General features: G+C 64.3%; 24 protein-coding genes and 2 pseudogenes. 14 read left to right on the top strand and 12 right to left on the bottom strand.

Translation table 11 applies throughout. The annotated features are described in order from the left end of the window. Nucleotides 1-2: 2 nt before the first annotated feature. From QTI66_RS27265 to QTI66_RS27255, 3 genes are all read right to left on the bottom strand, one after another. On the bottom strand, nt 3-1781 hold the full coding sequence (locus tag QTI66_RS27265; protein WP_286563297.1) for an ABC transporter ATP-binding protein: 1779 nt from the start codon (nt 1779-1781) through the stop codon (nt 3-5). 103 nt (nt 1782-1884) lie between these two features. Then, entirely contained in the window at nt 1885-2262 is a 378-nt protein-coding gene (locus QTI66_RS27260) for a YXWGXW repeat-containing protein (RefSeq protein ID WP_286563296.1), read from the bottom strand. A gap of 141 nt (nt 2263-2403) precedes the next feature. Then, a complete protein-coding gene (locus QTI66_RS27255) occupies nt 2404-3690 on the bottom strand; it encodes an NUDIX hydrolase (protein WP_286563295.1) in 1287 nt (428 codons plus the stop codon). On the opposite strand from QTI66_RS27255, the gene QTI66_RS27250 reads away from it, so the two are divergent. After that, nucleotides 3674-4162 (top strand): GFA family protein, encoded by a 489-nt coding sequence (locus tag QTI66_RS27250; RefSeq protein WP_286563294.1) that lies wholly within the window; start codon nt 3674-3676, stop codon nt 4160-4162. The two genes, QTI66_RS27255 and QTI66_RS27250, sit on opposite strands and share 17 nt — an antisense overlap. Nucleotides 4163-4188: 26 nt before the next feature. Here the strand turns inward: QTI66_RS27250 and QTI66_RS27245 are convergent, their stop codons facing one another. Continuing rightward, the gene (locus tag QTI66_RS27245) at nt 4189-5529 is read right to left on the bottom strand and encodes a glycerate kinase type-2 family protein (RefSeq protein ID WP_286563293.1); all 1341 of its coding nucleotides are present in this window, start codon (nt 5527-5529) and stop codon (nt 4189-4191) included. A gap of 33 nt (nt 5530-5562) precedes the next feature. On the opposite strand from QTI66_RS27245, the gene QTI66_RS27240 reads away from it, so the two are divergent. Further along, nucleotides 5563-6951: an 8-oxoguanine deaminase gene (locus QTI66_RS27240; RefSeq protein WP_286563292.1), complete on the top strand. Its 1389-nt coding sequence runs from the start codon at nt 5563-5565 to the stop codon at nt 6949-6951. Nucleotides 6952-6986: 35 nt separating this feature from the next. Here QTI66_RS27240 and QTI66_RS27235 read toward each other — a convergent pair whose 3' ends face one another. The 3 genes from QTI66_RS27235 to xdhC all read right to left on the bottom strand — a co-directional run bounded on the left by QTI66_RS27235 (nt 6987) and on the right by xdhC (nt 9823). After that, complete coding sequence (locus tag QTI66_RS27235; RefSeq protein ID WP_286563291.1) at nt 6987-7520, bottom strand: hypothetical protein; 534 nt, start codon at nt 7518-7520, stop codon at nt 6987-6989. Between the two features lie 73 nt (nt 7521-7593). Further along, on the bottom strand, nt 7594-8799 hold the full coding sequence (locus QTI66_RS27230; RefSeq protein WP_286563290.1) for a urate hydroxylase PuuD: 1206 nt from the start codon (nt 8797-8799) through the stop codon (nt 7594-7596). Nucleotides 8800-9001: 202 nt separating this feature from the next. After that, the gene (gene xdhC, locus QTI66_RS27225; protein ID WP_286563288.1) at nt 9002-9823 is read right to left on the bottom strand and encodes a xanthine dehydrogenase accessory protein XdhC; all 822 of its coding nucleotides are present in this window, start codon (nt 9821-9823) and stop codon (nt 9002-9004) included. 53 nt (nt 9824-9876) lie between these two features. Between xdhC and QTI66_RS27220 the strand changes: the two genes are divergently transcribed. Beyond that, a complete protein-coding gene (locus QTI66_RS27220) occupies nt 9877-10380 on the top strand; it encodes a hypothetical protein (RefSeq protein ID WP_286563286.1) in 504 nt (167 codons plus the stop codon). A 4-nt stretch (nt 10381-10384) separates the two neighbouring features. On the opposite strand, the gene uraH is transcribed toward QTI66_RS27220, so the two are convergent. Beyond that, nucleotides 10385-10735 carry a hydroxyisourate hydrolase gene (uraH, locus tag QTI66_RS27215; protein ID WP_286563285.1) on the bottom strand — a complete coding sequence of 117 codons (351 nt, stop codon included), beginning with the start codon at nt 10733-10735 and terminating at the stop codon, nt 10385-10387. Between the two features lie 88 nt (nt 10736-10823). On the opposite strand from uraH, the gene QTI66_RS27210 reads away from it, so the two are divergent. The 5 genes from QTI66_RS27210 to QTI66_RS27190 all read left to right on the top strand — a co-directional run bounded on the left by QTI66_RS27210 (nt 10824) and on the right by QTI66_RS27190 (nt 16523). Further along, nucleotides 10824-11489, top strand: coding sequence for a GntR family transcriptional regulator (locus tag QTI66_RS27210; protein WP_286563284.1), 666 nt, complete (start codon nt 10824-10826; stop codon nt 11487-11489). A 7-nt stretch (nt 11490-11496) separates the two neighbouring features. Then, nucleotides 11497-12447, top strand: a complete 951-nt coding sequence (gene puuE, locus QTI66_RS27205) for an allantoinase PuuE (RefSeq protein WP_286563283.1) — start codon at nt 11497-11499, stop codon at nt 12445-12447. Between the two features lie 15 nt (nt 12448-12462). Continuing rightward, entirely contained in the window at nt 12463-14232 is a 1770-nt protein-coding gene (gene uraD / locus QTI66_RS27200; protein WP_286563282.1) for a 2-oxo-4-hydroxy-4-carboxy-5-ureidoimidazoline decarboxylase, read from the top strand. Nucleotides 14233-14358: 126 nt separating this feature from the next. Next, entirely contained in the window at nt 14359-15582 is a 1224-nt protein-coding gene (locus tag QTI66_RS27195) for a M20 family metallopeptidase (protein WP_286563281.1), read from the top strand. Nucleotides 15583-15764: 182 nt separating this feature from the next. Next, on the top strand, nt 15765-16523 hold the full coding sequence (locus QTI66_RS27190; protein WP_286563280.1) for a M48 family metalloprotease: 759 nt from the start codon (nt 15765-15767) through the stop codon (nt 16521-16523). A 259-nt stretch (nt 16524-16782) separates the two neighbouring features. Here QTI66_RS27190 and QTI66_RS39940 read toward each other — a convergent pair. Further along, nucleotides 16783-16928: pseudogene (locus QTI66_RS39940) on the bottom strand (aspartate aminotransferase family protein); the annotation flags it as partial. On the opposite strand from QTI66_RS39940, the pseudogene QTI66_RS27185 reads away from it, so the two are divergent. Then, nucleotides 16926-17351 (top strand): annotated as a pseudogene (locus QTI66_RS27185) (MurR/RpiR family transcriptional regulator); the annotation flags it as partial. The pseudogenes QTI66_RS39940 and QTI66_RS27185 sit on opposite strands and share 3 nt — an antisense overlap. A 127-nt stretch (nt 17352-17478) precedes the next feature. On the opposite strand, the gene QTI66_RS27180 reads toward QTI66_RS27185, so the two are convergent. Continuing rightward, complete coding sequence (locus QTI66_RS27180) at nt 17479-18489, bottom strand: aldo/keto reductase (RefSeq protein WP_286563279.1); 1011 nt, start codon at nt 18487-18489, stop codon at nt 17479-17481. A gap of 89 nt (nt 18490-18578) precedes the next feature. Further along, complete coding sequence (locus tag QTI66_RS27175) at nt 18579-18887, bottom strand: acylphosphatase (RefSeq protein WP_286563278.1); 309 nt, start codon at nt 18885-18887, stop codon at nt 18579-18581. Between the two features lie 196 nt (nt 18888-19083). Here QTI66_RS27175 and QTI66_RS27170 point away from each other — a divergent pair, with 196 nt between their 5' ends. The 4 genes from QTI66_RS27170 to QTI66_RS27155 all read left to right on the top strand — a co-directional run bounded on the left by QTI66_RS27170 (nt 19084) and on the right by QTI66_RS27155 (nt 23831). Then, nucleotides 19084-20547 (top strand): NCS1 family nucleobase:cation symporter-1, encoded by a 1464-nt coding sequence (locus tag QTI66_RS27170; protein WP_286563441.1) that lies wholly within the window; start codon nt 19084-19086, stop codon nt 20545-20547. A 36-nt stretch (nt 20548-20583) separates the two neighbouring features. Beyond that, nucleotides 20584-21348, top strand: a complete 765-nt coding sequence (locus QTI66_RS27165; RefSeq protein ID WP_286563277.1) for an aspartate/glutamate racemase family protein — start codon at nt 20584-20586, stop codon at nt 21346-21348. 127 nt (nt 21349-21475) lie between these two features. Next, entirely contained in the window at nt 21476-22162 is a 687-nt protein-coding gene (locus tag QTI66_RS27160; RefSeq protein WP_286563439.1) for a GntR family transcriptional regulator, read from the top strand. A gap of 163 nt (nt 22163-22325) precedes the next feature. Further along, on the top strand, nt 22326-23831 hold the full coding sequence (locus QTI66_RS27155; RefSeq protein ID WP_286563276.1) for a nucleobase:cation symporter-2 family protein: 1506 nt from the start codon (nt 22326-22328) through the stop codon (nt 23829-23831). Between the two features lie 110 nt (nt 23832-23941). Here QTI66_RS27155 and QTI66_RS27150 read toward each other — a convergent pair whose 3' ends face one another. Next, entirely contained in the window at nt 23942-24091 is a 150-nt protein-coding gene (locus QTI66_RS27150) for a hypothetical protein (protein ID WP_116911391.1), read from the bottom strand. A 182-nt stretch (nt 24092-24273) separates the two neighbouring features. On the opposite strand from QTI66_RS27150, the gene QTI66_RS27145 reads away from it, so the two are divergent. Further along, entirely contained in the window at nt 24274-25992 is a 1719-nt protein-coding gene (locus tag QTI66_RS27145) for a long-chain-fatty-acid--CoA ligase (RefSeq protein WP_286563274.1), read from the top strand. Nucleotides 25993-26011 lie beyond the last annotated feature (19 nt).

The raw sequence follows: 26011 nt of genomic DNA, 5'->3' as shown, positions 1-26011 counted from the left end.
TCCTAGACAGGATTCGCCGCAGCAGCCGGCCGCCCGAGCGACGGCTGGCGCGCAAGCACTTCATCGCAGGGCCCCGCGTCGACGACGCGCCCTGCTTCCATGAGCACCACCGTGTCGAAGTGCTCGAGCAGGCTCAGCCGGTGAACCGAGGCGATCACGCAGGCGTCCGGAAAGCGGCGCGCAACGCGCTGCAGTACGCGCGCCTCGGTGGCAGCGTCCAGTGCGCTGGTCGGTTCGTCGAACAGCAGAAGCGAACTGCCCTGCGCCGCCAACACGCCGCGCGCCAGGCACAGGCGCTGCCGCTGACCGCCAGAAAGGTTGAAGCCGCGCTCCGACAGCGGCGTGTCCAGCCCCCCATGCATCGCGGCCAGCACTTCGTCAAAGGTGCTGGCGTACAGCACGGCGTGCAAGTCTTCGTCATCGCACGGCTGGCCGAAGCTGAGGTTCTCGCGGACGCTGGCTTCGAACACCTCGGTCTCCTGCGGAATCAGCGTGGCGATGTTGCGCAGGCGTGACCAGTCGGCTGCTTTGCCGTCCACGCTGAGCGTGCCGCCGTGTGGCGCGTACAGGCCGGCCAGCACCCGCAGCAAGGTGCTCTTGCCGCCGCCGCTCGGCCCCACCAGCGCGATGCGCTCCCCACGGCGCAGCGTGAGCACGACATCGCGCAAGCCGCTCGGCACATGTTCGGTGCCCGCGTCCTGCGTGCCGCGCGGCTTGTAGATCCATTTCAGATGCTCGATGTGCATGGTGCGCCAATCCGCAGCAGCATCGATGCGCTCGCTCGCCACGTCCTGCGCGCGCGAAGGCGCAGCCCAGATCGGCGCGGCGCTGCCAAAGTCCGTGTGCATGCGTGCAAAGGATTGGAAATTGGCCGCCATCGACGTCACCACGCTGGCGGCCTGCTGGGCGTACTGGTAGATCATGAACACCGAGCCCAGCATCACCGCCTGCCCCGGTGCACGTGACTGCATGACGTAGATCACGACCATGCCCCAGGTGAGCGCCAGGCCCATCATGTCGACCGAGAACCACTTGCCTTCGTTGAGCAACACGGTTCGCTTGAGCGGCGCCGACACCGCGGACATCCGGCGCGACAACAGCACGCGTGACGCGGCGGAAAGGCGCAGGCCGATCACCGTCGACGCGTGGGCCAGGAAGTCGAGCAGCGCCGCGACGTAGCGGCGGTCCGCGTCGTTTTCCTGTCGCGCGAGGCGCATCAGTGCGCGATCGAAACGCACGATGACGATCGCGATGACGACGTAGCCCACGATCGCCACCACGCCGCTGGTGCGCGACAGCAGCGTCAGCGCAATCATCGGTCCGATGAAGTTGACGAGGCTGGTGAGATAGACGAACTGGTTCTGCGCAAAGTCCGACAACGCGCGGCTTGCCTGATGCACCCGGTGCTGCAGTTCGCCGGAATGGTGGCCGTCATTCCATGCAAGCGGTGCCGCCGCAATGCGGCCGTAGAGCTCGTCGGCCAGTGTTTCGCGCACACGCAAGCCGACGTTGCGCTCCAGGATTCGCCCCGGCCCATGCACGAGCCATGACAGCAGGTAAACGCCCGCCAATGCGGCAATCCATCGCCCGGCAGCGGGGTAGTCGCCGGCCTGCAGGGCATTGATGGCCTGCCCCGCCAGCCAGGGCATGGCCAGGCGCAAGACCTGCGAGCCCGTGAGCAATGCCGTGGCGCCCAATAGTTGCCCGCGCGCACCTTCGGCGTGGCGCCAAAGGGCGCCGTACAGGTCTCGCATCGCATTGCCGGGCGCGTCAATGGGCATGACGTGCATTCTCGCCCCAATGCACCGGCGCAAACGACAACGCGAAGCCGCGGCCCTTGAAACGGGCCACGGCTTCGCGTCAGGCGATCAGGCGATCAGGTGATCAGGACCTGTGCGGATTGTCCGGTCGGCGGTCGTACTTGTTGGGCACACCGTCATGGTCCCGGTCCCAGCCGCCTTCGCGGTACACGTAGCGGCCACCGTTTTCTTGCCACTCCGGCGCACGGTAGGCATAGCCTTCGCGGGCACGAAGCCACTTGCCTTCACGCCAGACGTAGTGACCCTTGCGGGCTTCATAGTGGCCAGGTGCCCAGACATAGCCATGACGCGGCGGCGGCACGACTTCATGCCGCGGCGGCGGAGGTGCCACGTTGATGTACAGCTGCGCCTGCTGGGCCTGCGCAGTCACGGGAACGAGTGCTGCGCCGAGCGACAGCACAGAGGCCGCACCAAGCGCGAGGGAAACAGCAAGTTTTCTCATGGGTATTCCTTTTAGAGCCGTTGAGGATTTCATCCTGCTCGCCCCTTGTGAATCGCCCGTCAGCCTTGTGCGAAGTCTTGTGTAGATTTATGTCTGGTGCTGACGCCATGAAATGACGACAGTCTCGCGGTGCGTCAGCACTCACGCACGCGTCGCAACGATGAAGCCTTGGTGCGGTGCGATCCATGCCACGTCATCGCGTGGCGCCATGGCCTGTTGCAAGGCCGTGCCTGCGAAGAGCAGGCGCTCCTGCACCAGAAGGTAGTGACGGGCGTCGACATCGCCCTGCACGGAAAGCACTCGCAGCGTTGCATCGCCCAGCTTGAGTTCTTCGTTCGGCTGCGGCTGAAGCACGGTGGCGTCGGGCCATGCATCCTTGCATGCCTGCGTTGATGCCTCCTTGCCTTGCGTGAACAGGATCCAGCGCACGTCGCCGGGCGCGGCGGCGCGCAATGCGGCAGCGTGCGCCGCGTCATGCGGCAATGGATCGATCAGCGCCCACGGTCCATCGGTGCCGCCCACGAAATAGCTGTGCGCGCCGGGCGCATCCGCTGAGGCCGCGTCGGCCGCCGTCACGCGCCAGACGTGCGGCGACAGGCGCATGACGAGTCCGGGTTCGAGGGCATAGCGGGCATGTCCCTTTCCCTCCGGATCGACGTACGCAACCTCCGGGTAGGCAGGCTCTTCCATGTTGACGGCGCGACTGCCCTCGGGTCCATTCGCCAAACGGGGCATCACGCGCGTGATCTCGCGCAGGTTGCCGGCATAGGCCATGCAGGCGGATGCGCTGGGGAATGTCGAGAGCTGCTCAAGGATGCGGCGCGTGACGTTCATCAGCTTCAGCGCGCGGTCGGGGTCCAGTGCATCGACGGGCCGAAGCCACATGTGCTCGACAGTTTCGCGGCCATCGGGAATCACCGCTTGCCCCGGCGGCATCAGGGCCACGAAGAAGCGCGTGTCGAAGCGGCGCGGCATGCCCGGCGGCGTGAGCCAGTGGCTGAAATAGATGAGTTGGTCGATCGCCAGGCGCCAGCCATTGGCCTCGCACAGCGCGGTCAGCGCCTCGGTGCCTTGCGCCGCGGCCTCGCGCATGGCGGCCAGTTGCGGGGCGGCGACTTGCTGCAGGTCGACGAGCCCGCCCGTCGCATCGCGGGCCAGCAGGACGCCGGCTTCCTCGAAGCATTCGCGCACCGCCGCGGCATAGAAATCCAGCCCGCCTTCGGCGACCGACAGGCGCGCGCTCGCGGCCGCGTCGTCCATGCCGCTGCACATGGCGTGCAGCCGGCGGTCGTGCGCATCCACGACGCCGCCGGGGAACACGCTGGCGCCGCTGTTCTGGTCGTTGGCCTTTTCCGCGCGCCGAAGCAGCAGCGCTTCAAGGCCGAGGCTGCCGTCGCGCAGCAGGATGAGCGTGGCGGCGGTGCGCACTGGTCGCGGCGCGGCGGCAACAGAAGAATGGGGCGAGGCAGTCACAGGATTCATGGCAAGCGTCGATGGGGCTTCAATTGCAAAATACCGCATCATGATGCGTCGATACATGGGAAGCTGTCACTGCGGTGTCGTCCGTTTCGAAATCGAAGCGGACATTGACCGCGTCACGCAATGCAACTGCTCTGTCTGTTCGAAGAAGGGCATCCTGCATCACCGCGTCGATGCTGCGCATTTCCGGTTGCTGTCGGGCGAGGATGACCTTGGCACCTACCAGTTTGGCAGCAAGGTCGCCAAACACCATTTCTGCACGCACTGCGGCATCCACACCTTCACGCGGCCACGCGCGGCGCCGGAGCTTTACACCGTCAACGTGCGCTGCCTCGACGACTACGACCTGGACGCGGAGGCGCCCGAGATCGTCCGATTCAACGGCCGCGACTGGGAAGCCGAGGTTGGCAAGCTCGGTTGAACTTTTGAAGCTTTTCGGCCTGCGATCTAAAGGATCAGCAGCGCCCGGAAATCGTTGACGTTGGTGTTGGTCGGTCCCGTCACCAGCAGGTCGCCAATGGCGTCGAAATAGCCGTAAGCGTCGTTGCGGTCGAGGTGGTCGCTGAGCTTCTTGCCAGCCGCCTCCGCGCGCGCCAGCGTGTCGGGCGTGACGAAGGCGCCGGCGTTGTCTTCCACGCCATCGATGCCGTCGGTGTCGGCCGCCAGCGCCCACACGCTGGCCTGGCCCATCAGCGCACCCGCCAGGCCGAGGCAGAACTCGCCCGCGCGCCCGCCGCGGCCCTTGGCCTGGCCTGGCTGACGCGGACGAATGGTCACCGTGGTCTCGCCACCGGAGAGGATCACGCACGGCCTCGCAAAAGGCGCACCGCGATGCGCCACCGCGCGCGCGAGCGCGGCATGCACCTTGCCCACCTCGCGCGATTCGCCTTCGATTTCATCGCTCAGGATGTGCGCCTCGATGCCGGCCGCACGCGCCGCCGCGGCGGCCGCCTCCAGCGATTGCTGCGGCGTCGCGATCAGATGCACCTCGTTTGTCGCAAATATGGGGTCCTTGGGGTCCGGCGTTTCAAGCGCGCCGCTTTCCAGTCCGGCACGCACGGCCGGCGGGATCTCGATGCGGTAGCGGTCCAGGATGGCGAGCGCATCGGCGCAGGTGGTGCCGTCGGGCACGGTCGGGCCGCTCGCGATGATGGCGGGGTCGTCGCCGGGCACGTCGCTGATGGTCAGCGTGACCACCTTGGCGGGCGCACAGGCCGCCGCAAGTCGGCCACCCTTCACGCGCGAGAGATGCTTGCGCACGCAATTCATCTCGATGATGTTGGCGCCGCTGTCCAGCAGTTCCTTGTTGATGCGCTGCTTGTCGGCCAGCGTGAGGCCTTCCGCCGGCAGGATCATCACGGACGACCCGCCGCCGGAAATGAGGCACAGCACAAGGTCATCGGCCGTGAGCCCCTGCGTCAGCCCGAGGATGCGTTCGGCAGCCTGCATGCCGGCTGCATCGGGCACGGGGTGCGCCGCTTCCACGATATCGATGCGCTGCGCCAAGCCTTCCGGGCGCGGCGGAATGTGGCCGTAGCGCGTCACGACCAGGCCTGACAGCGGCGCATCCTCGGGCCACAAGGCTTCGAGCGCCTGCGCCATCGAAGCACCCGCCTTGCCGGCGCCGAGCACCAGCGTGCGGCCCTTGGGCGGGGGCGGCAAATGCTTGCCCATGGTCGACAACGGCAGGGCACGATCCACCGCCACGCGGTAGAGATGCTCCAGGAAATCACGAGGCGATTTTTGTGCGTCGGGTGCTGCACCCGGGACCGGATTCGATGCGATCATTTGTGCTGTTTCCATTCAGGGATTGTCTGCGCCATGAGCACGCTACTGATTCGCAATGCCGAGTGCATTGCAACTTTCGACGACCAACGTACCGAGCTGCGGCAGGGGTCCATTTTGATCCGTGGCAACCGGATTGAGGCCATCGGCCCTTCGGCAGACGTTGCGGCGTCGGCCGATGAGGTGATTGACGCACGCGGTCATCTGGTGGTGCCGGGCCTTGTCAACACGCACCACCACATGTACCAGTCGCTCACGCGCGCCATTCCCGGCGTGCAGGACGCCGAGCTGTTTTCGTGGCTGCGGGGCCTCTATCCGATCTGGGCCGGCCTCACGCCGGAGATGGTGCACGTGTCGACCCAACTCGCCATGGCCGAGCTGTTGATGTCGGGCTGCACCACCAGCAGCGACCACCTCTACATCTACCCCAACGGCGTGAAGCTTGACCACAGCATCGAGGCGGCGCGCGAGATCGGGATGCGCTTCGTGGCCACGCGCGGCAGCATGAGCGTCGGCGCGTCGCAAGGCGGCCTGCCGCCCGACAGCGTGGTCGAGAAGGAAGACGCCATCCTCAAGGACACGCAGAGGCTCATCGAGACCTTTCACGACGCGTCGCACGGCGCCATGGTGAACGTGGCCGTGGCGCCTTGCTCGCCCTTCAGCGTGAGCCGCGATCTGATGCGCGAATCGGCCGTGCTGGCGCGCAAGTTCGGCGTGCGCCTGCACACGCACCTGGCCGAGAACGACCACGACATCGCCTACAGCCGCGAGAAGTTCAACTGCACCCCCACCGAATACGCGCAAGACCTCGGCTGGCTGGGCCATGACGTATGGCACGCGCACTGCGTGAAGCTGGACGAAGCCGGCATCAAGCTGTTTGCGCACACACGCACGGGCGTTGCGCACTGCCCGTGCAGCAACATGCGCCTGGCCTCCGGCATCGCGCCCATCCGCAAGATGATCGACGCCGGCGTTCCGGTGGGCTTGGGCGTGGATGGCAGCGCCAGCAACGACGGCGCGCACATGGTCAACGAAGCGCGGCAGGCGCTGCTGCTCGCACGCGTGGGGCGCTCGCTGCAACCCTTCGGTTGCGATCATGGCCCGTCGGAAATGACGGCGCGCAATGCGCTCGAAGTGGCCACGCGCGGTGGCGCCGAAGTGTTGGGCCGCAAGGACATCGGTCATCTCGCTCCTGGCATGTGCGCCGACTTGGCGCTGTTCGACTTGCGCACCATGGGCTTCGCCGGTGGTGCAGTGCACGATCCCGTCGCCAGCCTGCTGCTGTGCGCCAGCCCCAACAGCGCATGGACCATCGTCAACGGCAAGGTGGTCGTGCGTGAAGGCCAACTCGCCACCGTGGACTTGGGGCCGCTGGTCGAGCGGCACAACCGGCTGGCGATTGGTTTGGCGGCGGTCTCGCGCTGAGCCACTCACTACCCACACTGGCCCGCGTGCGCAGGTCAGTGCGATGAGTGCGTGGAAAAGTTGCGCAAACCTTCATTGAAAACTTTTCTGGAAAATCCGCTGTAGTAATTGATGATGTCGTAGTGCTCCGCGAATTCTGGACGGTCGCCGAGGAGATGGCCAGCGCCAGCGGAAGTTGAGGATCCACCTTTTAAATCAGAAAACGATATGCACTTGATCGTCTCTGGCGACACCACCACGAACAGAACTTCAACGTGAGCGTATTCCGGGTACTTCTCGGATAGATCCCGAAACTTGAAGATCGAATCCTCGCGGTACTTGACTTCAATTTCGTACGCTGCCCCTCCCTTTGTGATGATGAAGTCGGGAAGGCTACGCACCTTATCGATGATCCTGTTGTTCCTGAATTGCCCGAGCTCGTGAAGGATTGACGGGAGTGAGTTTTCCATTCCGTAGCGGTGCACCGAATAGCCCAACAAGCGAAAAAGCTCCTCCACCAGAACCTCGGCAGTGCGACCCTTGATCATGTCTTTGCACGCCTTGATTTGTTCTTTGACGTCTTTTTTCATGTCCCTCCCTGACATTTATTATTCGGTGTCGCAGTGCTCGTGTGGCACTTGAGCGCGAGGCCCCAAAGTGGGCCTATTTCGTCGGCGCCCCGGCTTCAAACCACTTGCTGACCAACGCACGCTCGGCATCCGTCATGCCCGTTGCGTTGTTCATCGGCATGATCTTCGTGACCACCGCCTGCTGATACACGCCCTGCGCGTGCAACGACACCTGATCGGGCGTATCAAGACGCACATTCTTCATCTGCATCGCAGCGCCGTGGCACATGTAGCAGCGCTGTTCCAGCACCTTCTGCACGTCGCCGAAAGCAACCTTTGCCACCGGCGCACCGGCCACCGCCGGCGCGGCGGGTTCGGGCCGCATCCAGAAGATCGACAGGCCGAGCACTGCGATACCGAACATGGCGTAGGGCACCGGGTTGCCCGCATTGCCCAGCTTGAAGCGATGGCGCACCACGAAGAACTGGCGAATGGCCGCGCCGCCCAGCATGATGAGCAGCAGCACGATCCAGTTGTACTTGTGCGTGTAAGTGAAGCTGTAGTGGTTGCTCAGCATCGTGAACAGCACCGGCAGCGTGAAGTAGGTGTTGTGCACGCTGCGCTGCTTGCCGCGCTGGCCGTGCACCGGGTCCACCGGCTTGCCTTCGCGCAGCGCCTGGACGTTCTTGCGCTGGCCAGGGATGATCCAGAAGAACACGTTGCCGCTCATGGTCGTGGCCATCATGGCGCCCACCAGCAGGAAGGCCGCGCGGCCCGCGAACCACTGGCACGCCAGCCATGCCGCGAACGCGATGAAGACGGCGACGAGCACACCGACGATGGTGTCGCCGTTCTTGCGGCGTCCGAAGACCTGGCAGATGCCGTCGTAAACCATCCAGAACACGACGAAGAAGGCCAGCGCCACGGCAATGGCTGCGCCCGGCTGCCAGTCCATCTTCGACTTGTCGATGAGGTAGGTGCTGGCGTTCCACAGGTAGGACATCGTGAAGAGTCCGAAGCCGGTGAGCCAGGTCGAGTAGCTTTCCCAGTACGACCAGTGCAGGTGATCCGGCAGCTTCTTGGGCGACAGGGTGTACTTCTGCATGTTGTAGAAGCCGCCGCCGTGCACCGCCCATTGCTCGCCGCCCACGCCCTTGTCGAGCGATTCCTGGTCTTCGGGTTTTTCGAGGCTGTTGTCCAGCATCACGAAATAAAAGGACGCGCCAATCCATGCAATGGCGGTAATCACGTGGACCCAGCGGAGCAGCAGGTTGGCCCAGTCGAGGTAGTAGCTTTCCATAGCCTCTCACCCTTGGCGGCGCATCGGGACGCCGCAATGTCGTTTTGAACTGCTCACCACCGCGGGCGCTGTAAGCAGAAAAAAGGCCGCGAACGCAGGCAGTGGGGACTGTCTCGCTCCGCTGCGGCTTGTGGACTGAAGTGTATACACTTTTGTTCTGTTATGGCTGCCTGGCATTGTGCCCACAGACTATGGTTAACCCTTATGGCGATGTCGAAGCCGACAGCGATTGCAACAACTGTGCCGCCACCGCGACCGCGATGACCTCGGGCTCCTTGCCCGTGATGCCCGGCACGCCGATCGGGCATGTGACGTGCGCCATCTCCTGCTCGCTGAAGCCGCGCGCTTCCAGCCGATGGCGGAATGTCGCCCATTTGGTCTTGCTGCCGATCAGGCCGATGTAGGGCAAGTCGCCGCGCTCGCGCCGGCGCCGCAGGCAGGCAATGACGATGTCCAGGTCTTCCGCGTGGCTGAAGCTCATGATGAGCACGCGCGAGCCCGGCGCCAGCTGCGCCACGGCGTCCTGCACCGGCTCGGAATGCTCGGTCTCGATCTGGGCCGGCAGTTCCGCGGGGAAAACGCCGTCGCGGCTGTCGATCCATCGGACCGAAAAGGGCAAGGTTGCCAGCAGGCGCGCCAGCGCCGCCCCCACATGGCCGCCGCCGAAGAGCGCGACCGGGCTCAGGTGCGCTGTCAGGGCTTCGCGCAGGCGGGGGATGTCGGCGGCACCCACGCGCTCATAGGACAGGAACACCACGCCGCCGCAGCATTGGCCCAGGCTGGGGCCGAGCGGATAGCGCCGCACGCCTTCGATGGAAGCGGTGCCGGTGAGCCATTCGCGCGCCTCGTCGGTCGCCTGGAACTCCAGCTGGCCGCCGCCGATCGTGCCGGTGAGGTCGTTGGCCCACACGGCCATCCACGTGCCGGCCTCGCGCGGGGCGGAGCCCTGCGTGGCGTTGACGTGCACCAGCACGCCATCTTCTCTTGCCAGTCGCGCCAGCAGCGTGTCGACCAGTCCATTCATTCTCGAAACCTTCCGTTTCGGCGCCGCATGGGAGACACGGTATAAATTCGCCGATGCAACTTGATCCACTGTTCCGCCGGCTGGCTCTCGCCGGCGCCATGACCGCAACCCTCTGGCTCGCCGGCTGCGGCTCCACCGGCCCCGGTGCTGGCGCCGTTCCGGGCCAGCTCAGCGATGCAACCCCGTCGCAGAACACACCCAACCCGGCGCCCCGCCCGTCGAACGCCACCACTCCGCGCGACTACCGGCGCGACGCGGCGAGCCATGTCTACGCCCGCAACAAGAACCGCATCTACACCGGCAAGCTGCCACCGCTGCTTTACGCCATCGGCACGCTGGAAGTCAACATCGACGCCAACGGCCGCGTGACCTCGATGCACTGGATGCGCGCGCCCAGGCATGCGCCCGAAGTCATCGCGGAGATCGAGCGCACCGTGCTCACCGCCGCGCCCTTTCCGACCGCGACGCAACTTGGCAAGGTGACGTGGACCGACACCTGGCTGTGGGACAAGGACGGTCATTTTCAGCTCGACACGTTGAGCGAGGGACAGCTTTGAGGGTTCAGGATCCGCGGTACGTGGAGTAGCTCCACGGACTGACCAGCAGCGGCACGTGATAGTGCTGGTCGGTGTGCGCCACGCCGAAGTCCAGCGCCACGCGGTTCAGGAAATTCGGCTCGGGCAGCTTGACGCCGCGCTGTTTGAAATAGCTTGCCACATCGAATACCAATCGATACGTGCCGACTTTCAGCGTGCTGTTGTCATAGAGCGGCCCGTCGCTGCGGCCGTCCGCATTGAGGGTGAAGCGCCTGACCAGCGTGGCGTTGTCGCCGTCGGTGGTGAAGAGCGCCACTTCCATGCCGGCAGCAGGGCCGCCGTGCATCGTGTCCAGTACGTGAGTGCTCAAGCCCATGAATTTGCTCCTGTCTTAAATGCTCGGGAAAATCCGGTGGACAAAAGTGTATACAGTTCTTGGCTTTGGGTCTATCATGAGATTCATCATGGATTCGACCACCACCCGCGCCATCGTCGACGCACTGACCAAAGCCATTGTCGAGCACCGGCTCCAGCCGGGCAGCAAGCTGGCCGAGCAGAAGCTGGCCGACCATTTCGGCGTCTCGCGCACGCTCGTGCGCCAGGCCCTCTTTCAACTGTCCCAGAACCGCCTGATCCGGCTCGAACCGGCGCGCGGCGCCTTCGTGGCCGCGCCGGCCGTCGATGAGGCCCGGCAAGTGTTTGCCGTGCGCCGCATGCTCGAAGCCGAGATGACGCGCGAGTTCGTGCGCACCGTCACGCCGGCCAAGATCAAGGCCCTGCGCGAACACGTCGCCCTCGAAAAAGGCTCCGTCACCGGCGAAGACGTTTCCGAGCGCACCGAACTGCTCGGCGACTTTCACGTCCGCATGGCCGAGCTGATGGGCAACCGCGTCCTGGCGCAGATCCTGGGCGACCTGATTTCTCGCTGCGCGCTCATCACGCTCATGTACCAGAGCGCGAGCGCGGCAGCGCATTCCAACGATGAGCACGCAGACATCGTCAAGGCGCTGGCCGCCAAGGACGAAGAGCGCGCGGTGCGGCTCATGACGGAACACCTGATGCATGTGGAGGCCAACCTAACCTTCGATAGAAAGGTTCCAACCAGCGATATATCGCTGGCACTTTCATGAACCTCTAATGACCGTCTACGACACCACCCTTCCCTACCCTCGAGACTTGATCGGCTACGGACGCAACCCTCCCCACGCGCGATGGCCCGGTCAGGCGCGCGTTGCGGTGCAGTTCGTGCTCAACTACGAAGAAGGCGGCGAGAACAGCGTGCTGCATGGCGACGCCGGCTCGGAGCAATTCCTCTCGGAAATGTTCAACCCCGCGAGCTTTCCGGATCGCCACATCAGCATGGAAGGCATCTACGAATACGGCTCGCGCGTGGGCGTATGGCGACTGTTGCGCGAGTTCGAGAAGCGCGGCCTGCCACTCACCGTGTTCGGCGTGGGCATGGCGCTGGAACGCCATCCGGAACTCACGTCCGCGTTCAAGGAACTGGGCCATGAGATCGCCTGCCACGGCTGGCGCTGGATCCACTACCAGAACATCGACGAAGCCACCGAGCGCGAGCACATGCGCCTGGGCATGGACGCCATCGAGCGCCTGACGGGCGAGCGCGCCCTGGGCTGGTACACCGGCCGCGACAGCCCGCGCACGCGCCGCCTCGTGGCCGACTACGGCGGCTTCGAATACGACAGCGACTACTACGGCGACGACCTGCCCTTCTGGATGAAGGTGCAGAAGACCGACGGCGAAGTCGTGCCGCAACTTATCGTGCCCTACACGCTCGACTGCAACGACATGCGCTTTGCGCTGCCGCAGGGCTACTCGCACGCCGACCCGTTCTTCCAGTACATGAAGGATTCGTTCGACGCGCTGTACGCCGAGGGCGACGAAGCACCCAAGATGATGTCGATCGGCATGCACTGCCGCCTGCTGGGACGCCCCGGCCGCATCACCGCGCTGCAGCGCTTCCTGGACCACATCGCCGCGCATGACCGCGTGTGGGTGTGCCGCCGGGTCGACATCGCGCGCCACTGGAAAACGGTTCATCCATACACGGCGGCAACGGCCGCATAAACAAGGGAAGTTGACATGTCGCTGTCCATCGAACAACTGAACACGTCCTCCGCGGACGACGCCGTCGCGCTGCTCGACGGCGTGTACGAACACTCGCCGTGGATCGCGCAGCGCGCGATGGCGGCGCGGCCGTTTCGCTCGTTGCAGCATCTCAAGCATGCGCTGGCACAGGTGGTGACCACCGCCTCCAGCGACGAACAGTTGGGCCTCATCCGCGCTCACCCCGAGCTCGCGGGCAAGGCGATGGTCAGCAAGACATTGACGGCCGAATCGACCAACGAACAGGGCAAGGCCGGCCTGACGGACTGCACGCCCGAGGAGTTCGCGAAGATCCAGAAGCTCAACGCGGACTACAACGCCAAGTTCGGCTTTCCGTTCATCCTTGCGGTGCGCGGACCGCGCGGCACGGGCCTGAACAAGGCGCAGATCATCGAGACCTTCGAGCGCCGCCTGCACCATCACCCGGCCTTCGAGCAAGCCGAGGCGCTGCGCAACATCCATCGCATCGCGGAGATCCGCCTGAACGACAAGTTCGGTGCCTCGCCCGCGCTGGGCAACGACGTGTGGGACTGGCAGGAAGCCCTGTCCGCGCACACCGACCCCGGCTATGCGGAAAAGAATCAGCTCACGGTGACCTACCTGACGGACGCGCACCGCGCCTGCGCCGCGCAGATCGCCGGCTGGATGCGCGAGATCGGCTTCGACAGCGTGGAGATCGATGCGGTCGGCAACGTCGTCGGGCGCTACGAAGGCGCGACGCCCAACGCCAAGACGTTGCTCACCGGCTCGCACTACGACACTGTGCGCAATGGCGGCAAGTACGACGGCCGCCTGGGCATCTTCGTGCCGATGGCCTGCGTACGCGAACTCAAGAAGCAGGGCCGCCGACTGCCCTTCGCTTTTGAAGTCGTCGGCTTCGCGGAAGAAGAAGGCCAGCGCTACAAGGCGACCTTCCTCGGCTCCGGCGCGCTCATCGGCCACTTCGACAACAACTGGCTCGACCAGAAGGATGTCGATGGCATCACGATGCGCGAAGCCATGGCGCATGCCGGCCTGAAACTCGAAGACATCCCGAAGATCCAGCGCGATCCGGGCAAGTATCTCGGCTTTGTCGAAGTGCACATCGAGCAGGGCCCGGTGCTCAACGAGCTCGACATTCCGCTGGGCATCGTGACCTCCATCAACGGCAGCGTGCGCTACGTGGGCGAAGTGATCGGCATGGCGAGCCACGCGGGCACGACGCCGATGGACCGACGCAATGACGCCGCCGCGGCAGTTGCGGAACTCATCCTGTTTGCCGAGCAACGCGCCGCAAAGGATGGCGATTCGGTCGCCACCGTGGGGATGCTCGAAGTGCCCAATGGTTCGATCAACGTCGTGCCGGGCCGCTGCAAGTTCAGCCTCGACATGCGCGCGCCCAACAATGCGCAGCGCGATGCGATGGCCAACGACGTGGTGGCTGCGCTCAAGGAAATCTGCGAGAGGCGCAGCGTGCGCTACACGCTGGAAGAGACCATGCGCGCCGCTGCCGCGCCGAGTGCGCCCGAATGGCAAGCACGGTGGGAGAAAGCCGTCGACTCATTGGGCGTCGAACTCTTCCGCATGCCCAGCGGCGCCGGCCACGATGCAATGAAGCTGCACGAAGTCATGCCGCAGGCCATGCTCTTCGTGCGCGGCATCAACTCCGGCATCAGCCACAACCCGCTCGAATCGTCGACGAACGACGACATGCAGCTAGCCGTGGAAGCCTTCCAGCATCTGCTAGACAACATAGCGAGCGAATGACCACACCGTTGCTTGCTCACTTCGTGTAGCCGCCTCCCCCTCAAGGGGCAACACCAGCGGCCCGGCAAAGCCGGTTCCGCGGTGTTCCTGAAAAAGACAAAGCTGATTCTTGAACGGACCTGGAATATGACCGACTACAACAAACTCGACGCCTGGATCGACGCACACTTCGACGAAGAAGTGAAGTTCCTCCAGGAAATGGTGCGCGTGCCCACCGACACGCCACCCGGCAACAACGCGCCGCATGCCGAGCGCACCGCCGAGTTGCTGCAAGGCTTCGGCTTCGAAGCCGAGAAGCATGCAGTGCCCGCACAGGAAGTGAAGGACTACGGCCTCGAATCCATCACCAACCTGATCGTGCGTCGCAAGTACGGCGAAGGCCGCACCGTCGCGCTCAACGCCCACGGCGACGTGGTGCCGCCCGGCGAAGGCTGGAGCAAGGACCCCTATGCTGGCGAGATCGAAGACGGCAGCCTGTTCGGCCGTGCCGCCGCGGTGAGCAAGAGCGACTTCGCCAGCTTCACTTTCGCGCTGCGCGCACTCGAAGCGGTCGCCAAGCCGGGCAAGGGGAGCGTCGAACTGCACTTCACCTATGACGAAGAATTCGGCGGCATCTTGGGCCCGGGCTGGCTGCTCAGGAAGGGCTTGACCAAGCCCGATCTCATGATCGCAGCCGGCTTCAGCTACGAAGTGGTCACGGCCCACAACGGCTGCCTTCAGATGGAAGTGACGGTGCACGGCAAGATGGCGCACGCCGCCGTTCCTTCCACAGGCGTCGATGCCTTGCAGGGTGCAGTACACATCCTCAACGCGCTGTACGGGCAGAACACGCTCTACCAGCAAGTGACGTCGAAGGTCGAGGGCATCACGCACCCTTACCTCAACGTGGGTCGCATCGAGGGCGGCACCAACACCAACGTCGTGCCGGGCAAGGTCACGTTCAAGCTTGACCGCCGCATGATCCCCGAAGAGAACCCGGTCGAGGTCGAAGCGAATATCCGCAAGATCATGGCCGACGCTGCAGCCGAAAAGCCTGGCATCAGCATCGAAGTCAAGCGACTGCTGCTCGCCAACTCGATGAAGCCGATGGCCGGCAACAAGCCGCTGGTCGATGCCATCCAGAAGCATGGCGAAGTGGTCTTCGGCGAACCGCTCAAAGCGGTCGGCACGCCGCTCTACACCGACGTGCGCCTGTACGGCGAAGCCGGCATCCCCGGCGTGATCTACGGTGCCGGCCCGCGCTCCGTGCTCGAATCGCACGCCAAGCGCAGCGATGAGCGCGTGGTGCTCGAAGACCTGCGCCGCGCCACGAAGGTGATCGCACGCACGCTGGCCGACCTGCTGGCCTGAGTCCGGACTGTCCCCGCCGATCTGCGCGGGGACACCCTGCGGGGCCGCATCGAGCCTGCCGCAACTTCATCACGCCGATGCACTGTTTTGCCCGCGTTTGACAGTGCCTGACACTCTTGCGTCGGCGGGCGATCCGCCCTCGCCTACCCTTCCGGTTCATTTCCCAACTGAACCTGAAGAAGATGAAGAAGACATCACTTTCGATCATTTCGATCGCCCTTGTTACCGCACTCGCCGGCTGCAAGAACATGGACACGCAAAGCCTCGCCGGCATCGGCGGCGATGCATTCAAGGCCATGTCCCTGACCGATGGCGAGATTGCCTCCATGTCCGACCAGTCCTGCGCGGCCATGGACCAGAAGAACCAGATCGCGGCGTCCGGCAGCGCTTACGCCACGCGTCTGGCCAACGTGGTGAAGGCGATGCCCTCCACCGTCAACGGCAAGCCCGCCGTCTACAAGGTCTACATGACCAAGGACGTGAACGCGTGGGCCATGGCCAACGGCTGCATCCGCGTCTACAGCGGCCTGATGGACCTGATGAACGACGACGAACTGCGTGGCGTGATCGGCCATGAGATCGGCCACGTGGCGCTCGGCCACAGCAAGTCGCGCATGCAGGCTGCCGCCACCACCTCCACCTTGCGCAACCTGGCAACGGCCGCCGGCGGCACGGTGGGCGCCGTGTCGCAATCCATGGCGGGCGACCTGGGCGAGAAGTTCCTCAACGCGCAGTTCTCGCAAGTGCAGGAGAGCGCGGCCGACAACTACTCCTTCGACCTCTTGACCCAACGCAAGCTGGAACGCAAAGGGCTGGTGACGGGCTTCCAGAAGCTCGCCAGCGCCAGTGGCGGCGGCTCCGGCACTTCGATGCTGAGTTCGCACCCGCCGTCTTCGGCACGCGCTGCGGCCATGCAAAAACGGCTGGACGCCGGCGCCTGAAGCTTCGCGGCCGCCCGTGAAATGGGCGTCCCGTATTCAGAAACCCTTTCGTCAAATCTGTCCCCGCCGACCGGGGACAAGCTTGTGGAAAACTTTGTGACAGTTCTTACGAAGCCTTATTCCATAAGGCTTCGCGCCAGATTGCCACTTTGATAAGCACATGGCGGGTGGCGGCTGCCAAGCTCAAGCGACGGCTCGATTCAGCGACGATTGAATGAATCTGAAAGTATTAATTCATCAACGCGGCGTGATGGTGGATTCATCCGTTGGCGAGCCTTCGCGTCACCGCATCGATGGATGAAGCCAGCGGCGACGCGATCGATTCAAGGTCGCCCTGCGAGGCAATGAAAGGCGGCGCGAGCAGCACATGTCACCCTGCTTGCCATCGACAGTGCCGCCGATCGGATCTTTCGCGACAGCGTCCACCTCATCGACGGCCAGGGCGGCTCCCTCGAAATGCAGCAACGCGCCATGAAGAAAGGCGATGCGCTGGTCGTGATCAGCTTCGCGCCATATTCGAGGGAGGCTTTGCAGGTGGCCCAAGCGGCGAAATCGGCCGGATGCAAGGTGCTCGCGCTGACCGACAGCTTGGCCTCGCCCTTGTCATTGATCGCGGACGAAACCCTGCTTTTTTCCATCCGCAGCCCGTCTTTTTTCCCCTCTGTGGCGGCCGGCGTGGCGGTGACCGAGGCCCTGCTCGAACTGCTGGCCAGCCGCGCCGGCAAGACGGTGGTCAAGCGCATCAACGATGCCGAAAAGCAACTCTTCGTTTCGGGCGCCTGTCTCGGCCGTGCCCGCGGCACGCGAAAACAGGTGAAAGCGGAGTGAAAGCTGTCCCCGCCAAACGGGGACAAGCTTGTGGAAAACTTCACTCGATTCGCGCCAAACCCTTGTCCCGCAAGGCTTGCCACCGGATTGCCTGTGCAAGAAGCAGTGGGAAAGTTGCGTCTCGAATTCAACGCGGTGCGTCGCCTTTTCGATATTCGGCAGTCACATCATCGAGACGTTGTTTCAAATCGGCGGCAAGCTTGTACTCGGCGGCGTCAAGCGTTGCGTCGAGTTGCTCTGGCCGGCTGGCACCCAGCAGCGGCGCGGTGATCAGCGGGTTGGCCATGACCCACGCAACGGCCAGCGTCGCCAGCGGCACGCCCGCCTCGTCGGCGAGGGCGTGCAGTTTTTCGACGGTGCCGAAGCTCCGCTCGTTCCAGTAGCGGTCCTGGTACATGGTGCCGGCGGTGCCGAGCGTGAAGCGGGTGTTGTCCTCCGGCCTGGATCCGGCCTTGTACTTGCCCGTGAGCAGGCCGCCCGCCAGCGGGTTGTAGGGAATCACGCCCAGCCCTTCCTCACCGACCAGCGGCAACAACTCGCGCTCGATTTCGCGAAAGAGCAGGCTGTAGCGCGGCTGAACGCAGACGAACTTGGTCAGGTTCTTCAGCTCCGACCGGCCGAGCGCCCGGGCCAGCCGGTAAGCGAAGAAGTTCGACACGCCGATATAGCGCGCGCGCCCCGACTTCACGATCACGTCGAGCGCTTCCAGGCTTTCGTCGATGGGCGTTTCACGGTCGTCGTGGTGAAGCTGGTACAGGTCGACGTAGTCCGTCTGCAGGCGCTTGAGCGAGGCGTCGATGGCGTCGAGCAAATGCTTGCGCGAGGCCCCTTGGTCCCACGTGTTCGGGCCGACCTTGCCGCACGCCTTGGTTGCCACGATGAAGCGGCTGCGCGCAGTGGCGCCCTTGGCCTGGAGCCAGTTGCCGATGATGGCTTCGGTGCGGCCTGTTGTCTCCCAGGTGCCGCCCAGCGGATAGACGTCCGCGGTGTCCAGGAAGTTGATGCCGGCCCCGGTGGCCTTGTCCAGGATCTGGTGCGACACGGTCTCGTCGGTCTGCAGGCCGAAAGTCATCGTGCCGAGGGCGAGACGGGACACGGTCAGGCCGGTGCGGCCCAAGCGGGTGGTGGGAATGCTCATGGGTGTTTCTCCGATGCGCCCCGGGGTCCGGAGCGGACCAGCGGAATCATAGGGAGCGTTGCGTTTTCCTGCAGGCGCCCCGATGAGGCTTACACCGTCGGCCGACGCTCGAAGCGTTGAAGACGGTCGAAGGGCGCGGGCACCGGCGTGACGTCCATCGAGTCCACTCGCGCGCCGTGCACGCCGGTCGACATCCACTCGCGCATGTCCGCCAGTTGCTGCGGCGTGCCTTGGAGCAAAGCCTCCACCGAGCCGTCTGCCCTGTTGCGCACCCACCCCGAAACGCCCAAGGCGCGGGCGCCCTCGGCACAGCCGTCGCGATAACCGACGCCCTGCACGCGACCGCGCACGCGTACCAGTTCGCATTCGACAGGGGCCGTGGCGTCACGCAGATCCATACGGGCGATTTTCGGCCACTTCGACGCAGCCAAGGGTAAACACCAAGCAATTGTCAAAAATTCTGGCTTGATTGCACCCAGTTTTTGTATACAAATATAGGGTGCAATCAACGAACCGAACACGCTGTTCGGATTTCAGCCCACCCGCCACGAGGAGCCACCCGTGAACCCAGCTGTCAGTCAAGCAACCGCCGACCTGCCGATTGCGACCCCCCACACGTCGCATCACCACGAATCCAACGCCTTGATCAAACCGGGCTACGACCCGCGCCTGACCAACGAAGACCTCGCGCCGCTGAAGAAGCAGACCTGGGGCCAATACAACATCTTTGCCTTCTGGATGTCCGACGTGCACAGCGTGGGCGGCTACATCACCGCAGGCAGCCTTTTCTCGCTCGGCCTGTCGAGCTGGCAGGTGCTGGTGTCGCTGCTGATCGGCATCGTCATCGTGCAGTTCTTCTGCAACCTGGTGGCCAAGCCCAGCCAGGTGACGGGCACGCCCTACCCCGTGATCTGCCGCGCATCGTTCGGCGTGCTGGGCGCCAACGTGCCGGCCGTGATTCGCGGCCTCATTGCCGTGGCGTGGTACGGCATCCAGACCTATCTCGCGTCCGCAGCCTTCATGCTGCTGGCGCTTCACTTCTATCCGGACCTCGCGGCCTGGGCCGACGTGAAGCAGCATGGCTTTGCCGGGCTGTCGACCCTCGGCTGGGTCGCCTTCATGCTGATGTGGGTGCTGCAGGCCTTCGTGTTCTGGCACGGCATGGAAGCCATCCGCAAGTTCATCGACTGGGCCGGTCCTGCGGTGTACGTCGTGATGGCCATGCTGTGCGGCTGGCTGGTCTGGAAGGCCGGCTGGAGCAACATCGACATGAACCTGGGCGGCGTGAAGTTCTCCGGCTGGGAAGCCTTGCCGGTGATGGCCGGCGCCATCGCGCTGGTGGTGAGCTACTTCAGCGGCCCGATGCTCAACTTCGGTGACTTCTCGCGCTACGGCAAGAGCTTCGATGCGGTGAAGAAGGGCAACTTCTGGGGCCTGCCGGTCAACTTCCTGTTCTTCTCGCTGCTGTCCGTCATCACCTCTGCAGCCACGCTGCCGGTGTTCGGCGAACTCATCACCGACCCGGTGCACACGGTTGCGAAGATCGACAGCACCACCGCTGTGGTGATCGGCGCGCTGACCTTCATGATTGCCACCATCGGCATCAACATCGTTGCGAACTTCGTGTCGCCGGCATTCGACTTCTCGAACGTCGCGCCGAGCAAGATCAGCTGGCGCACGGGCGGCATGATTGCCGCGGTGGGCTCGGTGTTCATCACGCCCTGGAACCTGTACAACAACCCGGAAGTCATCCACTACACGCTGGACATCCTGGGTTCCTTCATCGGTCCGCTGTTCGGCATCCTGATTGCAGACTTCTACCTCGTGAAGAAGCAAAAGGTGAACGTGGATGCGCTCTACACGATGAGCCCCAAGGGCGAGTACTGGTACAAGAACGGCGTCAACCGCTCTGCCGTGTATGCGTTGATTCCCTCAGCCCTGGTGCCGAGCCTTTGCGTGTTCATCCCGACACTGCAGGGCGCCGCGAACTATGCATGGTTCATCGGCATGGGCCTGGGCTTCGTCATCTACCTCCTGCTGCAGCCGCGCAAGGCCTGACGCTTTTTTCCTTCCCCGCCATCTGGAACCGACGACATGCGCATCAAGATCATCAACCCCAACACCACGCTGAGCATGACCGAGAAGATCGGTGCGTGTGCGCGTTCCGTCGCGCGGCCCGACACCCGGATCATCGCAGTCAGCCCGGCCATGGGGCCGGTATCCATCGAAAGCCACTACGACGAGGCGCTCGCCGTGCCGGGGCTGCTGCAAGAGATCGCCACCGGCGAACTCGAGGGCATCGACGGCTACGTCATCGCCTGCTTTGGCGACCCCGGACTGCAGGCAGCGCGCGAACTGGCGCGCGGGCCGGTGGTCGGCATTGCGCAAGCAGCCATGCACATGGCGAGCCTGGTGGGCAGCAGCTTCAGCGTGGTGACCACGCTGGGCCGCACGATGGGGCAAGCGTGGCATCTGGCCGAGATGTACGGCATGAAGCGCTTTTGCGCCAACGTGCGTGCCTGCGAAATTCCGGTGCTCGAGCTGGAGGAGCCGGGCTCCAACGCCCGCGAACGCATCATCGGCGAATGCCGCCGCGCGCTCGAGGAAGACGGGTCGGACACCATCGTGCTGGGCTGCGCCGGCATGGCCGACCTGTGCGAGCACATCAGCGACGTGCTGGGCGTGCCGGTCATCGACGGGGTGGCGGCCGGCACCAAGCTGATCGAGTCCCTTGTTGGCATGCGTCTGGCCACGAGCAAACGCGGCGAGCTGGCCCACCCGCTGCCCAAGCCGATGACCGGCCTGCTGGCGGACTTCACATTGCCCGAGCGGCGAGCGAAATTGCAACGCGCGGCCTGACGCCATGTGCGGCGGGCTTGGCGTCGACCACAATCACGTCATGCCAAACGCCGCAAAGACTGCCAACAAACCATCAACAGGCGAGCCGCCGACGCCCAGGCGTCCGGCGACTTCGCCGTCTTCCGCGGTGGTGTCGGACAAGAGCGTGACCATCGACAGCATTGCCCAGGACATCGCCACCGCCATCGTCGAAAAGCGGCTGCCGCCGGGAACCTGGCTGCGCGAAGAGGCGCTGGGGCGCGTCTACGCGGTGAGCCGCACCAAGATCCGGGCCGCCCTGCTCACGCTCTCCAAGGACAAGCTCATCGAGATGATTCCGGACAAGGGTGCCTTCGTCAGCAAGCCGACCGTGCAGGAGGCGCGCGAGGTGTTCGGCGTGCGGCGGCTGCTGGAAAGCGAAGTCGTGCGCCTGTTCGTCGCGCGTGCCACGCCCGCGGACTACCAGGCGCTGGAGCAGCACGTGCATTTCGAGCGCACCACGCTGGGCGCCACGACCACCGGAACGGTGCGCGAAAAGCTGCTGGGCGACTTCCACGTTGCGCTGGCGCAGACCACGGGGCATCACACGCTCACCGAACTCATCCGCGAACTGGTGGCACGCAGTTCGCTTATCGCGATGGTCTATCACTCGTCGAACGATCCGCACTGCTCCTTCGATGAGCACGCGGATTTCCTGCGCATCTGCCGCAGCGGCGACGTGGAAGCGGCAGTGACCAGCATGACCGACCACCTCTCGCGCATCGAGGCCAACCTCGACTTGGCAAGCGAAACACCGGACCGCCAGCTCGACCTGGTCAAGGCGCTGCTCGCCTGAGCGCTCGCTCGACGCCGTGACAGTTCGAAACCCTTGTGCGGGTTTTCCGCCATATAGCCGTCCATCTGTTTTGTATACAGTTTCGCGTACAGGCTCGTGAACCGCCCGATGCGGGCTACCATTCATTCACTCGCCCTCTCATTCCAAGAAGGAGAATTTCGCGATGTCGGCTGTTATTTCCCCCAACGCGTCCGCCAACGCGGGCGTTCATCCGGTTGACCAGAAACTGCCTGCCGGCAAGCTGACGGCCCTGGGCCTGCAGCACGTGCTGGTGATGTACGCGGGCGCAGTGGCCGTGCCGCTCATCGTCGGACGCGCGCTCAAGCTGAGCCCGCAGGAAGTGGCGATGCTGATTTCCGCCGACCTCTTTTGCTGCGGCATCGCCACGCTTATCCAGTCGCTCGGCGCCACGCAATGGTTCGGCGTCAAGCTGCCGGTGATGATGGGCGTGACCTTCGCCTCGGTCGCGCCAATGGTCACCATCGCCAACAACAACCCGGGACAGGCCGGGGCGCAACTGTTGTTCGGCTCCATCATCGGCGCCGGCATCATCTCGATACTGATCGCGCCGGCGGTGAGCCGCATGCTGCGCTTCTTTCCGCCGGTGGTCACGGGCACCATCATCACCGTCATCGGCATCAGCCTGATGCGCGTGGGCATTAACTGGATCTTCGGCAACCCCGTCGGGCCGACGGCACCGGCCATCGTGGACCCGGTCTATGCGAAGTGGCTGGCCGACGTGACCTCGCCCGGCTCGGCCACGCCGCCGATTCCCAAGGGGCTGTCCATCGTTCCCTCGGTGCCGAATCCGAAATACGCCGACTTGAGCGGCATGGGGATCTCGGCGCTGGTGCTGGTTTCCATCCTGCTCATCGTCAAGTACGCCAAGGGCTTCGTGGCCAACATCTCGGTGCTGCTGGGCATCGTGATCGGCGGCGTGGTCGCCACCATCATGGGCATCATGACCTTCGAGAAGGTCGGGCACGCGCAATGGTTCGACGTGGTGATGCCCTTTCACTTCGGCATGCCGATCTTCGACCCCATCCTGATCCTGACCATGACGCTCATCATGATCGTCGTGATGATCGAATCCACCGGCATGTTCCTGGCGCTCGGCGAAATGACAGATCGCGAGATCACGCAGAAGGACCTGGCACGCGGCCTGCGCACCGACGGCCTGGGCACCTTGATCGGCGGCGTGTTCAACACCTTCCCCTACACCAGCTTCTCGCAGAACGTGGGCCTGGTGGCGGTGACCGGCATCAAGAGCCGCTATGTGTGCGTTGCGGGCGGCGTGATCCTCATCATCCTGGGCCTGTTGCCCAAGATGGCTGCGCTGGTGGAGTCGCTGCCGACGGTGGTGCTGGGCGGCGCGGGCCTCGTCATGTTCGGCATGGTGACGGCGACGGGCATCCGCATTTTGGCAGGCGTGAACTTCAAGACGAACCGCTACAACCCGATGATCGTGGCGGTGTCGATCGGCATCGGCATGATTCCGCTGATTGCCCCGAACTTCAAGCAATGGATGCCGCACGCGATCCACTCGCTGATCGAGTCGGGCATCTTGCTGGCTTCGATTGCGGCCGTGCTGTTGAACCTGTTCCTCAACGGCGCCAAGCAGGACGATGCGGCCATCATCGCGGCTGCAAAGCAGGCCGAGGCGCATTGATTTGCTCCTTCCCCCGCCGGGGGAAGGTCGGGATGGGGGCACACGGCATTGGATATCGACCGCTGCCAGCCCCCACCCCTACCCTCCCCCGGCGGGGGAGGGAGCATAGATCAATGCCGCTTGAAGTACTGCACTTCGCGTTCGTGCTGTTCGGCCTTCTCACGTGAATCAAAGGTCCCAAGATTGCGGCGCTTGCCGGTCTTGGGATCGGTCTTTCTGGAATAGAGGCGGTATTCACCGCTCGCCAGCTTGCGGATCATCGTGATCTCCTTTCGCGCTTGACATGCACGCTTGCAATCTCGACGGCGCACGGCGACGCTTGTGTCGGACGGCATGCCCATTTGCATAACGGGGAAGTCGTATCGGCGCTGTCCCGCATTTGATCTTCGCTGCCCATTGCACTGCATAAACTCCGAAAAATTACAACGGAGGCAAGAGCAAGATGAGCGGCAATTCGACCCCGGTGCAACGCGCCACCCCCTGGAGCCATTCCTACCCACCCGGCATGCGTTGGGACGCCGAACTGGCGCTCCAGCCCATCGCGCAATTTCTTGACGATGGCGCTGCGCGCTGGCCCGACAAGCCGTGCATCGAGTTCATGGGTCGCGTCATCACATACGGCGAACTGGGTGCGTTGAGCGACCGCGCGGCACAGGGTTTCCAGGCGCTGGGTGTGAAGCCGGGCGTCCACGTCGGGCTCTACCTGCCCAACACGCCGCACTACCCCATCGCTTTCTTCGGCGTCCTGAAGGCAGGCGGCGTGGTGGTCAACTATTCGCCGCTGGATGCCGAGCGCGTGCTCTCGCACAAGGTGGAAGACAGCCGCACCGACATCCTGGTGACGCTCGACCTGGCCGCCCTGTATCCGCAGATGGCACGCATCCTCCAGGATTCGCGGCTGCAAAAGCTCGTCGTCGGCACCCTGCCGGAATTCAGCGCTGCGCCCGACAAGGTGCGTGCCTTCCTGCAGGGCGCCGGGCAGCTGGCCACGGTGCCGACCGACGACAAGCACCTGTCGTTCGATGCGCTCCTGGACAACGACGGCAAGAGCGTCGTGCGCCATCCGATCGCGGACCTGAAGGAAGAGATCGCCGTGCTGCAATACACGGGCGGCACGACCGGGCTGCCGAAGGGCGCGATGCTGACGCATGCCAACCTGGCAGCAGCGAGCGCGCAGTACCTCGAATCGACCAAGGGCGAGCCGCCGATCCTCGAACAGGGCGCGGAACGCGTGCTGGTCGTGCTGCCCCTCTTCCACATCTATGCGCTCAGCGCCGCGATGCTGCTGGGCCTGCGCCTGGGCGCATCGCTGGTGCTGCACACCAAGTTCGACGTCGATGCGGTGCTCCATGAAATTGCCGTTGGCAAGGTGAGTGTGTTTCCCGGCGTGCCCACCATGTACACGGGCATGCTGGCGCATCCCAAGTCGGCGTTGACGGACATGCGCTCGCTCAAGTTCTGCGGCTCGGGCGGCGCACCGCTGCCGGTCGAGATCGAACAGCGCTTCTTCGACATGACGGGCTGCCACCTGAATGAAGGTTGGGGCATGACGGAGACCTCACCCTCGGGCACCTTCACGCCCGCACGTGGCATCCGCAAGGCAGGCTCCTGCGGCATGCCGCTGCCGGGCATCGACATCAAGCTCCTGGCGCTCGATGGCTCCGGCGCCGAGGTGGCAACCGGCGAGCCGGGCGAGTTGTGCATCAAGGGCCCCAACGTCATGAAGGGCTACTGGAACAACCCGAAGGCGACGGCCGAATCGTTCACGCCCGACGGCTACTTCAAGAGCGGCGACGTCGCGAAGTTCGATGGCGACGGCTACCTCTACATCGTCGACCGCACCAAGGACATGCTCTTGTGCGGCGGCTTCAACGTCTACCCGCGCGTGCTGGAGGAGGCGATCTACGAACACCCGTCCGTCGCCGAGGTGTGCGTGATCGGCATTCCCGACGCGTACCGCGGCCAGTCGCCGAAGGCGTTCGTCGTGCTCAAGACGGGCTCGCCAGCGCTGGAGTTCGACGCGCTCAAGGATTTCCTGAAGGAGCGCCTGGGCAAGCACGAAATGATCGGCGCGCTGGAAGTTCGCGAGTCGTTGCCGAAAACTGCTGTCGGCAAGCTGTCGAAAAAAGACCTGGTGGAAGAGGAAGCGCGCAAGGCTTGAGCACAAGAAGGCGCCGGAG

The organism is Variovorax brevis, from assembly GCF_030317105.1.
Lineage (GTDB): Bacteria > Pseudomonadota > Gammaproteobacteria > Burkholderiales > Burkholderiaceae_C > Variovorax > Variovorax brevis.
The sequence above is the reverse complement of the archived record's forward strand: the minus strand, read 5'-3'. Positions and strand labels throughout refer to the sequence as shown.